This is a genomic window from Dongia soli (assembly GCF_034044715.1).
Lineage (GTDB): Bacteria > Pseudomonadota > Alphaproteobacteria > Dongiales > Dongiaceae > Dongia_B > Dongia_B soli.
Genome location: NZ_JAXCLW010000004.1, coordinates 183336 through 196073, shown reverse-complemented (window position 1 = coordinate 196073; position 12738 = coordinate 183336). Strand labels below are relative to the sequence as shown.

The following is a 12738-nucleotide window of genomic DNA, read 5'->3' as shown; positions in this document are numbered from 1 at the left end:
TGGGCATTGGGGACATGCCGCAATTCACCAGGGCATGCCCATGAGATCGACGATGCCATGCGCCGGCCAAGCATCGATTGATGCCCCGACCGGTAGCACCATGGCCGCAGCGTCATCGATCTGCCAAAGCCTCTTATCCGGATCGAAGCTGCGGACCTGCTGGGCAACCCGGCTGAAGCCGGCTTTGTCATAGAAGCCGACCACCGCATCACGGCATTGCAGAAAGCCGAAATCGACCGGCAGGTCAGTGCAGAGAAGTTGCCGCAGGTTGCGCAGCAACTGCTTGCCGACCTGCTGGCCCTGCAGATCTGGCAGGACGGCGACAGCGCCGATCCCGGCGATCAACAGCGTCGTCTCGCCGACCTTAATCAGCCGCCGGGCAAAGCCAAGATGCGCTGCCACGCGACCGGTCCGCTCCATCAGCAGCAGGCGGTATTCCGATGGCCCACCCCAGGAATCCTGCTGTGTCCAGAGATGCTGATGCTGTGGAAAGGCAGCGATCAGCAGGCTGCGGATATTCTGCCGATCATGCGCGGTCAGGTCGTTTTCGCCGATCAGGCGAGCAACCAAGGGCAAAGGGGACGGCAGCCGGTCAAGGCTCGTTGCCATGCTGCTGCTCTGTTTCCTGAAGTTGTTGCAGGACGAAAACGCGCAGGGCGCTGGAGAGATTTGGGGGCGTCTCGGAGCCGGCAGAACCCCGCTGCTGGTCGACCCTGGCAACCAGTTGCGCAACTGATCGTCCGTGCTTCTCGGCAATGTTCTTGAGCGCATCCCAGAAGGCCGCCTCCAGGGTGAAGCTCGTCTTGTGACCGGCTATGGTCACCGAATGCTTCTCCATCCTGGTAGGCGGCCGCTCTGTCATCTGCGCATCGTTGGGTTTGCCTTATTTCGGACCCAGCATATCGGCCGGGCGAACCCATTTGTCGAACTGCTCCGCCGTCAGCAAGCCGAGCGCGATGCCCGCTTCCTTCAGGCTGCTGCCCTCCTTATGGGCTTTCTTGGCGATCTTCGCCGCATTGTCATAGCCGATATGGGTATTGAGTGCCGTCACCAGCATCAACGACTGTTCCAGCGATTGCTTGATCCGGGGCAGATTCGGCGTAATGCCGACCACGCAGTTGTCCGTGAAGCTCATCGCCGCATCGGCCAGCAAGCGGCCCGACTGCAGGACATTATAGATGATGACGGGTTTGAAGACATTTAGTTCCAGATGGCCGGTCGCACCGCTCACCGTCACGGTGACGTGATTACCCATGACCTGCGCGCAAACCATGGTCATCGCTTCGCACTGGGTCGGGTTGACTTTGCCCGGCATGATCGACGACCCGGGCTCATTCTCCGGTAGGTTGAGTTCGGCAAGGCCCGAGCGCGGGCCCGATCCCAGCAATCGCACGTCATTGGCGATCTTCATCAACGAAGCGGCGAGCACGTTATAGGCGCCGGAAATTTCCACCATTGCGTCATGCGCCGCCAGGGCTTCGAACTTATTGGCAGCCGGGGCGAAAGGAAGGCCGGTGAGCTTCTTCAATTCAGCGCAGAAGGCCTTATCGAAGCCCTTTGCAGCGTTAAGGCCGGTGCCAACCGCGGTACCGCCCTGAGCCAGCGCATAAAGACGCGGCAGGGTCGCTTTGATCCGGTCGATGCCCAGCTTCACCTGCATGGCATAACCCGAGAATTCCTGGCCAAGGGTGACTGGCGTCGCATCCTGCAGATGGGTCCGGCCGATCTTGATGATCTTGGCAAATTCTTTCGCCTTCTTGTCGAGGGCTTTCTGCAGATAAGTAAGCGCCGGCAGGACGCTTTGCTGGACCTGCTGGACAGCGGCGATATGCATGGCCGTCGGGAAGCTGTCATTGGAAGACTGCCCGTAATTCACCTGGTCGTTGGGATGGACCGGCTTCTTCTCGCCACGCTTGCCGCCCATCAGCTCGTTGGCGCGGTTGGCAATGACTTCATTGGCATTCATGTTAGTCTGGGTACCCGAGCCGGTCTGCCAGACGACCAGGGGGAAATGCCCGTCCAATTCGCCCGCAGCGACTTCCGCGGAGGCCTGGGCGATCGCCTTGCCGATTTTCTTGTCGAGCTTGCCCGCCTTCATATTGGCTTCCGCCGCCGCTTGTTTCAGCAGGCCATAAGCGCGGATCAACGGCACGGGCATGCGCTCGCCGCCGATTTTGAAATTCTGCAACGAACGCTGTGTCTGCGCTCCCCACAGCATATCGGCGGGCACCTCGATCGGGCCGAAGGAATCACTTTCGAGGCGCGTCGTGGCCTTCTGCTTGGCGCTTGCCATGTCCTGATCTCCTTGAAACGGACGGTAACGGCGCGTTTTTACCGGGATTCGGCAGGCTTTGAAAGGGTGGCGCGACAGCTATTGCGAGTTTGTCCGCCCCGTGACAATCCGTGCGGTTTTGCTTTTCTACGGGAAGGAGGGTATTGCGCTCCGCGACGGATGAGATGATCCTGACGATGCGGATGATGGCAATGTATCGATGGTTATTTCTTGCGGAAAGCGTCCAAAGTCACGACCTCGGCGGTCTTCGGCTGATCGGTCTTATCGTCGCTGTCGGATTTGTCGCCGCCGGGGGATTTCGGTAGATCGTTGAGATCTTTTGCCTTGGCGAGGGATGTACCGGTCTTGCCGGGAACCTGCTCCGGACCATCATCCAGTGACAGGTCTTCCATTTCACCTTCGACACCCTCAGCTTCCAGCGTGTTTTCAAACTGCAAGCCGAACTTAACCGAGGGATCAGCAAAGCTGATGACTGATTGGAAGGGAATGATCAGTTTCTCATGCTTGCCACCGAAACTAAGCGTAACGGTGAACCAGTCTTCCATCACTTCCAGGGCCCAGAACTGATGCTGCAAGACGATAGTCATTTCCTGGGGGTACTGGGCGCGCAGCGCCGGCGAAAGGACGACCCCCGGCTCCTGGGTATGGAACGTCAAATAAAAATGATGGTCGCCAGGCAAGCCGTTCGCGGCAACCTCCTGCAATGCGCGCCGCACAACACTGCGAAGGGCATCTTCCACCAATCGATCGTAACGCAACCAGTCTTTGGCCATCGGCCGAAACCTATCTCCCCAGAACCTTTTTCAGGTTCAACCACATTTTAGCCACCGGAGTCCACCATGCCATCCCTCCGAAGCCGGTCGGATCAGGAAATTCCTTGACTTGTTGGACAATGTACATGGCGCAAGTCGCCAATAAGCTTGATTGATAGAGCCAATATAGCCCAGCTCCCAACCAGAAAATCAAGTCGAGGGAGCAATTAGCCAGGGTTAAATCCCGGATCGCCGTTTTCAAGCATCCAAGAACCAACAAATTGCACGGCCTAAGCAACGTGCCGTTAGTGTCCGAATGGCTGCTGAGTGGAGGGGCTTCTGTTGCCCGGTGCCCCTCCGAACCGCGTTCTACGTGAGCGACTTATAGCCCGTTAAGGCTATTAGGCCGCCATACGAAGATCAGACGCAACGTTATCGTTGGCATCTATAGAAATGGCCCGATAACGGCGGAACCATGCCGAACAGCAGGATGGCCTTTACTACGCACGTCGATCCTGTTTCGCCCCCGCAATGTCGGGTCAAGGCTGATTTCCCGACGAAATTTGGTGGAGGCGCGGGAGTACTGCCCTCCCGGTCCGCAACGTCTATTCCGCACAACCGTCTACTGTCATAGCTGCCGAAGCAGCAGTCTTAAGATAGGACGCCCGTGCTGGCCAATCAAGGGTGCCTGTTCATCGAGAAAATGGCGCCAAACTCAAGGTCTTAGCTGCTTATATTCGGCGCCGACCCGCAAGCCTATGCAGCCGGTCTGGAATCGGGCATAAACTCGCCGCCGGAGTTCGGCGAAAGAGATTCGCGACAGACTTAGGGTGGAATGGTATGGCGCTGACGACTGAGCAGCAGGACGAAATCGACCAATTGCGGGCCAATGTGCAGCCGACTCGGCGTGCGGTCGTTCCGGCATTGGAAGAGGTGCTGTATCAGGCGGTTCCCGTGCTCGATCACGGCTTCGTCCGGGTGATCGACTATATGGGTGACGATTCTGCTGTGGTTCAGGCGGCGCGCGTCTCCTACGGCCGCGGTACCAAAAAAGTGACGGAGGATCGTGGTCTTATCCACTATCTCATGCGTCATCGTCATTCGACGCCGTTCGAAATGTGTGAGATCAAATTTCACGTAAAACTACCGATTTTTGTCGCCCGACAGTGGATCCGACATCGTACCGCCAATGTGAACGAATATTCGGCGCGCTACTCCATTCTGGATCGTGAGTTCTATATTCCGCAACCAGCGCAGCTAGCAGCACAGTCGGTCAGCAACCGTCAGGGGCGAGGCGCCGTATTGCAGGGCGCGGAGGCGGCTCGCGTTCTGGAACTGCTCAAAGCAGATTCGACCCAAGCTTATGACCATTACATCGAAATGCTGAATGAGGCCGAGGACGGCACGCCAATCGATGCCAACCGGCAAGGCCTGGCGCGCGAATTGGCCCGCATGAATCTCAGCTTGAACTTCTATACGCAGTGGTATTGGAAGGTCGATCTTCAGAACTTCATGCATTTCCTCAGCCTGCGCGCGGACGCCCATGCGCAATACGAGATCCGTGTCTTCGCCGATGCGATGCTCGATATCCTGCGTCGTTGGGTACCGCTGACTTTCGAAGCTTTCGAACAGCACCGGCTGCATGGCGTCAGCCTGTCGAAAAACGCGATCGATGCGGTTCGCCGCATGTTGAAGGGCGAGACGGTGACCGAAGCCGATAGCGGGCTTGGCAAGCGGGAATGGGCCGAGCTTCAGCATGTGCTGAAAGGCCATGACTGACACAGTTTGCCAACCGGCAAATATGGCGGCAGAACTCGCTGGCAGCCGCGCAGTGGCGCCCGGTGGCGAGATCATCGCATATGGTGCGAAATATTCCTGGCGCCGGTTCAGCTGCTCGCCGCCGACCAATGGCTGTATCGGCCTGTGGAATATCGCGATGGATGTTGTGCGGTATGCAACCTCGGCCGGCATGCCGATTAGCATACGGCCCTAGGGCGCCGATGTCCGGCTTGGCCAAATTGCTAGATGACATTGCCGCTTTGGCGCCGGAAGTGACCGCCGCGGAGCCGTCGGCCCGCCAATTCGGCGAACCGGCCTCGCAACGGATGGTCGGTCTCGGCAATCACTTGCCGATGGCGCTTCTTGCCCTGGACCGGCTTGGCGCATCGCCGCGGCAGCTTGGTGAATTCGCGGCGGCCTACCGCAAGCGGCTCGTGCCGCTTGCTGACATGACCATGCCGGTCGTCACCGATCCCGGAGAATTGCGCGGTGAGATCGACGCCTTTCCCAGGCTGGAGGTCTTCTACAGAACAGCTCTGGCGCGCGACGAGCATCGTGCTGTGCTGCAACGCCATCTGCCCTCGTTGCTGACGGGCATAGCCGGTGCCGCCCTGCATCCGTTGATTCGCCTTGCCTATGGCCTGCTCGGTGGCACCCGCAGTGAAATCGCTGCCGGGCTTGCACATGCGACGATACGCTATCGAACATTGCCGGCCGGCAGTACCGTAATAGCGCCAATGGAAGCCGACCCCCGCATCCTCCTTCGGCGGCTGCGCGCCGATGCCGCTTTCGATTACAAACCGCAGGCGGATATTCCGATCGACGCGGCAATTTTCTCAGCCAGTGACCGCCCCCGTTTCGCAGCCGTAGTTGACGATCTTATCCTGGCCGACGATCCCTGGCGGCAATTGGCGCCGGTCGCGGCGGCCTTTCATGTCGTGCGGGATGACGCGCTCAGCCTGCATGCCGTCGCCGGCATTCACGCCACCCGCATCATTGCCGGGGAACTGGATAAGCCAGCGGCCAGGCAACTCTGGCACCATGTCTGGCGGGCGGTGTCGGCCTTATATCTGGCGGCCGGTAAACCGGAATTGCCGAGTGCCGGTTATCTGGCACAGTTGCGCGATCAGGTTGGCCGGGTGGAGGATGCGCCGGATTGGCCCGGCATCCTGGCGCGGGCAGCGGAAACGCCGGATGCGCTTGCTGCCATTTTCACCTTCACTTGCCTCGAAGAAGGCAGACGCTCAGGCGACCGCCTCTATCGCTGGCTAGCTTGGCGCGCCATCACCTGAGCGTCTCCGGCTTCGCCCCAGCAGCTCTACTGAATGACGATGCGTGGCGCCGTCCGACCGGTCCCACCTTGCAACTTGTCCCAGATGCGCTGGGCCATGTCACGGTAAGCCGCAGCATGTGGCGATTGCGGGTCGCTAACCACGATTGGACGACCGCCGTCGGACGTTTCCCGGATGGCGATATCCAAGGGAATTTCACCGAGAAAATCCACCCCACCGCGCTCGGCTTCGCGCTGGGCGCCGCCATGGGCGAAGATCTCACTGCGATGGCCGCAATTGGGACAGCAGAAATAGCTCATATTCTCGATGATGCCCAGGACCGGCACATCCACCTTCCGGAACATGTTGAGGCCCTTCTTGGCATCGATCAAAGCGATGTCCTGCGGTGTCGACACGATTACGGCACCTGAGAGAGGGACGTTCTGCGCCATGGTGAGCTGGGCGTCGCCGGTTCCCGGCGGCAGGTCGCAAACCAGCACATCAAGCGGCGCCCAATTGACGTCGCGCAGCAATTGCGTGAGAGCCCCCATCACCATCGGGCCGCGCCAGATCATCGGCGTGTCTTCGGCCACCATGAAGCCGATCGACATCACTTTGATACCGTGATTTTCCATCGGATTCAGGCGCTTGCCATCGGGGCTTTGCGGCTTGCCGCTGATTCCCATGAGCCGAGGCTGCGACGGACCATAGATGTCCGCATCCAACAGGCCGACCTTATGGCCGAGAGCAGACATCGCGAGTGCGAGATTGGCGGCTGTGGTCGATTTGCCAACGCCACCCTTGCCACTGGCAACCGCAATAATGTGGGTCACGCCGGACAGGCCCTGTTTGCCGCCGGTTGGCTGACCCGGCGCAGCATGGCTATGTCCATGCTGCTGTCGTGGCGGCTGAACGGCGCCCGGCTTGCGGTGGGCAGTCAGTCCAGCCGTGACGCTGAGGACGCCTGGCAATTGTTCCACGGCTTGTTCTGCAGCCTTGCGGAGCGGCTCCATCTGCGGGCCGTCCTGGGGTGCGACTTCAATCAGAAAACTGACGTGTCCCTCCCGGATAGCGAGGCCGGAAATCATCTGCCGGCTGACGAGATCACCCCCGCCGGGTGCGGCGATGCGCTGCAGGGCAGCCAAAACTTGTTCCTGATTGATCGCGGTCATGCTTGAAAAACCTAGGCTTTGTACCGATATAGCGTGCTGCGTATCTTCGTCAGCGGCCAAATCCGCGGTGAAGGCGCGTTGCGAGGCCGCTGTCCCTGTCATATAAGGCCAGGACGGCGGTTTGCATAGTAGGGCTTGCCGTCGATGCCCAGCCAGATCCCCATATGGCCGCCCCGCCAGGGCAAGCCGCAGGGATGGGCCATTGCGGTGCACAGCAAAGGATTTTGGGGTAGTCGATGGCGTGGAACAATCAAGGCGGACCTTGGGGCGGCGGCGGTAGCGGCGGCTCGGGCGGCGGTGGCGGGCAAAGTCCCTGGGGACGTGGTCCTTCGAACGGCGGACGGCAATCGCCTGATTTCGACGAATTGCTCCGCCGCGGCCAGGACCGGATGCGAAATATCTTCCCCGGCGGCATCGGTGCTCCCCGCAGCCTGGCGATCATTGTCCTGGCTGCTATCGTGCTCTGGCTGTTAAGCGGGCTCTATCGCGTCAATCCGGGCGAGGTGGGCGTCAATATGGTATTCGGCCGCTATGTCAGCCAAACGCAGCCGGGCCTCAACTGGAACTGGCCAGCTCCGATCGGTTCGGTTGCCACACCGGATGTAGCAACGCGCAACCGCGTCGAAATCGGCTTTCGGGCCAGTCCCGGCGCCGGCGGCGACATCGATGTCGCCGAAGAGAGCCTGATGCTGACCGGCGACGAGAACATCGTTGATATTCAGGCGGTCGTGCTCTGGCGGATCGACGATGTCGAGAAATACCTCTTCGATATCCGTGATCCGGAAAGTTCGCTGAACGATAGCGGTGCCTCGGTCAAGAATGCGACAGTGAAAAATGCTGTCGAAGCCGCCATTCGCGAGATCATCGGTCAATCGACTTTCGAATATGCTATCACCGAAGGCCGTAGCCAGATCGAAGCCAAGGCCGAGGAATTAGCCCAAGGCATTCTTGATTCCTATAATTCCGGCATTCGTATCGAACAGCTTTCGATGCAGAAATCAGATGCGCCACAGGAAGTGGTTGATGCATTCCGCGACGTTCAGAAGGCAAAGGCCGACAAGGTCAGCCTGGTGAACGAAGCGCAGGCCTATTTTAATCAGATCACGCAGGATGCGGAAGGTCAGGCCACGCAGATCATCCGTCAATCGGAAGGTTATAAGCAGGAAAAGATTGCCGATGCCCAGGGCGATACGCAGCGTTTCATGTCGATCTATCAGCAGTACCAAACCAATCCGAACGTCACCGAACGGCGGATGTATCTGGAGACGATGGAACGCATTATGGGGAATATGAATAAAGTGCTGGTCGCCGATGACGGCAAGAGCGGCACCATTCCCTATCTGCCGCTGGATCAGCTCCTCAAGTCCCGTGCCAAACCGGCGCAAAGCAATGCGGCGCCTGCCACGAATAATGATAACCAGCAGAGCGCGGTTCAGCCGGGAGTCCAGCCATGAAGCGCAACTCGACACTGGTTGCCGCCATCATCGCGGGCGTCGTCATCCTTGCTGGTCTCCTGTCGATTTTTCAGGTGCCGCAATGGCAGGATGCAATCGTCCTGCAATTCGGCAAGCCGGTCCGCGTGATCGTCAATCAACCAGGATTACATTGGCGTATTCCCTTCGTCGAAAACGTTCATTATGTCGATAAGCGGGTACTGAATTTCGACGCCCCGGCTCAGGAATTGCTGACGCTGGATCAGAAGCGCATCGTGATTTCCGCTTATGTCCGCTACCAGATTGAAGACCCGCTGCGTTTCTATCAGGTCGGCCGCACGGAGGGCCGGGCGGAAGGGCAGATTGGCAGCGTGCTGGTTTCTGCCTTGCGCGCGGTGATCGGCAATGTGTCGATGACGAATATCCTGACCCCGCAGCGGGCGGAGTTGATGAAGGATATCACCAGCTTGCTGACGGAATCGGCGAAGCCCTATGGCATCCGCATTGTCGATGTGCGCTTCAAGCGCGTCGATCTGCCAAGTGCCAATAGCGATGCCGTCTATAACCGCATGCGGACACAGCGTGCCCAGGAAGCGCGGAAAATCCGAGCCGAAGGCGAACGCGAAGCGCGTGAATTGCGGGCTGAAGCTGATAAGCAGAAAGTGGTCACACTGGCGGAAGCCCGAAGGCAGGGCGAAATCCTGCGCGGCGAAGGCGATGGCGAAGCGACGCGGATTTACAACGACGCCTTCGGTAAGGATCCGAAGTTCTTCGATTTCTATCGCTCGTTGCAGGCGATGGAGACTGGCCTCGGCGGCAATAACACAACTTTTGTCGGATCGCCGACTGGAGACTTTTTCCGCTATTTCGAGACCGAACCCGGCAAGCCGGCCCAATAACAGGCTGTTAGCGGATAGCTTCGGGCCGGCCTTAATCAGGCTGGCCCGAAGCGGCCGAACTGACTAGCATGGCGCAGTTATGCCCCAGCCGATGGCAGCATCGAGCGATGGTATCCTCTTCATCTGCCAGGCAGGCATATATCCTTTGACGATGGCGGGTCCAGGTCCTGGATCCGGTGACTTGCAACGGAGCCTGATCTGACGATGACCATAGCTCGATCTTTATCCGCCGGCGATCGGACGGCGCGTTACAGCCGCATCATCACAGCGCCGCGGGAAGCGGTGATGCAATATGTGCTGAAATTAGGCTTTTTCGCCGTTGCGGTGGCCGCCCTGCTGTCCTCAGGAGCAGGGATCGCCCAGGCAAGATCAGCGCCCGAGAGCTTTGCCGATCTGGCGGAAAAATCGTTGCCGTCGGTGGTGAATATCGCCACCACGCAGACAATCAGCGCCGATAGCCAGATGCAGGATCTCGACGAGATGTTCCGCGAGTTCCTGGACCGGCGGCAGGGCGCCAAGCCGCGGCCCCGCAAGGCTACCTCCCTCGGTTCCGGTTTCATCATTGATCCCAATGGATATATCGTCACCAACAATCATGTGATCGAAAATGCCGACGAGATCATGGTCGTGATGCATGACGATACCGAATTGAAGGCGAAACTGATCGGCCGCGACCCAAAAACCGATCTGGCGCTGCTCAAGGTCGATGTAAAGAAGCCGCTGCCGGCCGTGAAATGGGGCGATTCGACAGCCTTGCGCATCGGCGATTGGGTGCTGGCCATCGGCAATCCCTTTGGCCTCGGCGGTTCGGTAACGGCGGGCATCGTCTCAGCACATCAACGCGATATCAATGCCGGTCCGTATGACGATTTCATCCAGACCGATGCCTCGATCAATCGCGGCAATTCCGGCGGTCCGATGTTCAACATGGAAGGTGAGGTTGTCGGCATCAATTCGGCGATCTTTTCACCCTCCGGCGGCTCGGTCGGGATCGGCTTTGCCATTCCCTCAAATCTGGCGAAGTCCGTCATCGACCAGATCCGTCAATTCGGCCATCCTCGGCGCGGCTGGCTGGGTGTACGCATCCAATCGATCAGCGAGGACCTTGCCGAAGGTTTGAAACTGCCGTCGGTCAAAGGCGCCTTGGTGGCGGGGATTACGCCGAGCGGTCCGGCCGATAAGGCGGGGATCAAGCAGGGCGATGTCGTGCTCCGGTTCGACGGCAAGGATGTGACACAGATGCGGGGGCTGCCACGCATGGTGGCGGAAACTCCTGTCAACAAAAAGGTCGATGTGGTTGTCTGGCGCAAAGGCCAGGAGATGACGTTGTCGGTCACGCTCGGCGAATTGGATGAAAATGCCGAAGAGGCTGCCGTTAGCGAAAATGACGAGGATTCACAACAGCAGGAGAAGCCGGACCAGTCCTCCAGCAAGATCACTGCGCTGGGATTGGAACTGGCGGCGATCGGTGACAAGCAGCGCCAGGACTTCGACCTTGGCGAAGATGTCACCGGCGTGGTGATCGTCGATGTCGACCCTGACGGTCCTGCGGCGGAGAAGGATCTTCGGCCGGGCGACGTGATCGTCGAGGTCGACCAGAAAGCGGTCGAAACCCCTAAGGAGGTCGCCGCACGCATCAAAACGGCGCAGGACAACGGTTATCGCGTGGTCACACTCCTGGTTGACCGCCAGGGTGAATCGCAATGGATCGCGGTCAAGATCAAGAAGAACTGATCTAAAGATCGGTCTCCGATTTAGCCCAGACATTATAAGCCCGGCAGCTTCGTCCTGCCGGGCTTTCATTTTGACGGATGGGGCGCCGATGCTAGGCGCTGGTTGCGGCGATGGCAGCACCGAAAGCACTGATGAGGCCGCCGGCCAGCCGGTCGATCCAGCGGCTGAAGCCCTGATAAGCGCGCCGCAATGTCGGCCTTGCGAATAGGCCGGCCAGCAGGCAATGCCATGAAAGGGACAGACAGGCGATCACTGCGACGACCGCCACCGATAGTTCATGTGTCGGATGGGTGGGAAAGGCGATGGCGAAAATACCCAAGAAGGCCATCATGGTTTTAGGATTGGAAAGATCAGTCAGCAGGCCACGGCGGAAAGCGTATCGAAGGGACATCGGCTTCTGGCGACCGATTGGCAGGTCGGTGTGTTTTTCGCTGAGGATGAGGCGCAAGCCGAGATAGATGAGGTAGGCGCCGCCGAGCAACTTGATTGCTATCATCAGGGGGGCGGCCTCCCGAATCACCATGGCAAGGCCGAAAGCGGCAGCCGTCGCATAGAACGAATTGCTCAAAGCGACACCGGTCGCAGTTGCCAAGCCGCAGCGGGCGCCAGCGGTGAGACTCGCGCGCATCACCGTAATCGAGCTTGGCCCCGGTACGACCAAGGCCGCGAAAACACTGGCGGTAATGGCGGCGAGAATAGCGATCTGTGCTTGATTCATCATCAACCCGAGCCTTGAGCAAACGCGGTCCGTCTTGAACTCCGGAGCGGAAGAATAGGCCGCTGGGTTGGAAAGAGGTTGTCTTTCTTTGCCGTCATTCAGGTAATTTGGGGTATGATCTGCCTAGATGGAGCGAATTTAGGAAAGGATTATCCCTGGGATGGAACTTGACGATCAAGACATCAAGATCCTCGCGGCGCTACAGGCCGATGGCCGATTGACCAATAACGATCTTGCCGAGCGTGTCGGGCTGTCACCGTCGCCCTGCTGGCGGCGGGTCAAGCGGCTGGAAGAGGAGGGGATCATTCGCGGCTATCAAGCGATGTTCGATCAGCGGCGGCTTGGCCTCGGCGTGACGGTCTTCGTCAATGTTTCGATTCACAGCCAGGACACCAAGGCGCATCAAGCTTTTGAGAACGCGGTGATCAACCTGCCGGAAGTGGTCGGTTGCCATATCCTGGCCGGGCAGCATGATTTCTTGCTGCATGTGGTCGCTGAAGATCTCGATGCCTATGGCGAATTCGCCCTGCAGGTGCTGGGCAAACTGCCCGGTGTGCGGGAGATTCATAGCAGCTTCGCCTTGAAGGAAGTGAAGCCGCCACTGCAATTGCCGCTGCGCCGTTATCGTGAAAAACCCGATGCGGGCCAGCCGGCGAAACGATCGCGCCGTGAGGCGAGCCGTTAAGG

At 59.1% G+C, this 12738-nt stretch carries 13 protein-coding genes and 1 other RNA gene; 7 read left to right on the top strand and 7 right to left on the bottom strand.

Annotated features, from left to right (window positions below; translation table 11 throughout):
* Nucleotides 1-24: 24 nt before the first annotated feature.
* From SMD27_RS15710 to ssrA, 5 genes are all read right to left on the bottom strand, one after another.
* Nucleotides 25-609 carry a GNAT family N-acetyltransferase gene (locus tag SMD27_RS15710; protein WP_320509356.1) on the bottom strand — a complete coding sequence of 195 codons (585 nt, stop codon included), beginning with the start codon at nt 607-609 and terminating at the stop codon, nt 25-27.
* Nucleotides 593-823 carry a ribbon-helix-helix domain-containing protein gene (locus SMD27_RS15705; protein WP_320509355.1) on the bottom strand — a complete coding sequence of 77 codons (231 nt, stop codon included), beginning with the start codon at nt 821-823 and terminating at the stop codon, nt 593-595. Before SMD27_RS15705 ends, SMD27_RS15710 begins: the two co-directional genes overlap by 17 nt.
* Nucleotides 824-883: 60 nt before the next feature.
* Nucleotides 884-2293 carry a class II fumarate hydratase gene (gene fumC, locus SMD27_RS15700; RefSeq protein ID WP_320509354.1) on the bottom strand — a complete coding sequence of 470 codons (1410 nt, stop codon included), beginning with the start codon at nt 2291-2293 and terminating at the stop codon, nt 884-886.
* A 203-nt stretch (nt 2294-2496) separates the two neighbouring features.
* Nucleotides 2497-3066, bottom strand: coding sequence for an SspB family protein (locus SMD27_RS15695; protein ID WP_320509353.1), 570 nt, complete (start codon nt 3064-3066; stop codon nt 2497-2499).
* A gap of 305 nt (nt 3067-3371) precedes the next feature.
* Nucleotides 3372-3731: a transfer-messenger RNA gene (gene ssrA, locus SMD27_RS15690) on the bottom strand.
* A 154-nt stretch (nt 3732-3885) separates the two neighbouring features.
* Between ssrA and thyX the strand changes: the two genes are divergently transcribed.
* From thyX to SMD27_RS15675, 3 genes are read left to right on the top strand one after another with little or no spacing between them, the layout of a single operon-like run.
* Entirely contained in the window at nt 3886-4824 is a 939-nt protein-coding gene (gene thyX, locus SMD27_RS15685) for an FAD-dependent thymidylate synthase (protein WP_320509352.1), read from the top strand.
* Nucleotides 4817-5038, top strand: a complete 222-nt coding sequence (locus tag SMD27_RS15680; RefSeq protein ID WP_320509351.1) for a hypothetical protein — start codon at nt 4817-4819, stop codon at nt 5036-5038. Before thyX ends, SMD27_RS15680 begins: the two co-directional genes overlap by 8 nt.
* 16 nt (nt 5039-5054) lie before the next feature.
* Nucleotides 5055-6116, top strand: coding sequence for a questin oxidase family protein (locus tag SMD27_RS15675; protein ID WP_320509350.1), 1062 nt, complete (start codon nt 5055-5057; stop codon nt 6114-6116).
* 26 nt (nt 6117-6142) lie between these two features.
* On the opposite strand, the gene apbC is transcribed toward SMD27_RS15675, so the two are convergent.
* Nucleotides 6143-7267, bottom strand: a complete 1125-nt coding sequence (apbC, locus tag SMD27_RS15670; protein ID WP_320509349.1) for an iron-sulfur cluster carrier protein ApbC — start codon at nt 7265-7267, stop codon at nt 6143-6145.
* Nucleotides 7268-7503: 236 nt separating this feature from the next.
* On the opposite strand from apbC, the gene hflK reads away from it, so the two are divergent.
* The 3 genes from hflK to SMD27_RS15655 all read left to right on the top strand — a co-directional run bounded on the left by hflK (nt 7504) and on the right by SMD27_RS15655 (nt 11333).
* Nucleotides 7504-8721: an FtsH protease activity modulator HflK gene (gene hflK, locus SMD27_RS15665; protein WP_320509348.1), complete on the top strand. Its 1218-nt coding sequence runs from the start codon at nt 7504-7506 to the stop codon at nt 8719-8721.
* Nucleotides 8718-9599, top strand: coding sequence for a protease modulator HflC (gene hflC, locus SMD27_RS15660; RefSeq protein ID WP_320509347.1), 882 nt, complete (start codon nt 8718-8720; stop codon nt 9597-9599). Before hflK ends, hflC begins: the two co-directional genes overlap by 4 nt.
* 204 nt (nt 9600-9803) lie before the next feature.
* On the top strand, nt 9804-11333 hold the full coding sequence (locus SMD27_RS15655; RefSeq protein WP_320509346.1) for a DegQ family serine endoprotease: 1530 nt from the start codon (nt 9804-9806) through the stop codon (nt 11331-11333).
* A 91-nt stretch (nt 11334-11424) separates the two neighbouring features.
* On the opposite strand, the gene SMD27_RS15650 is transcribed toward SMD27_RS15655, so the two are convergent.
* A complete protein-coding gene (locus tag SMD27_RS15650) occupies nt 11425-12054 on the bottom strand; it encodes a LysE family transporter (protein WP_320509345.1) in 630 nt (209 codons plus the stop codon).
* A gap of 157 nt (nt 12055-12211) precedes the next feature.
* On the opposite strand from SMD27_RS15650, the gene SMD27_RS15645 reads away from it, so the two are divergent.
* Nucleotides 12212-12736, top strand: coding sequence for an Lrp/AsnC family transcriptional regulator (locus SMD27_RS15645; protein WP_320509344.1), 525 nt, complete (start codon nt 12212-12214; stop codon nt 12734-12736).
* Nucleotides 12737-12738 lie beyond the last annotated feature (2 nt).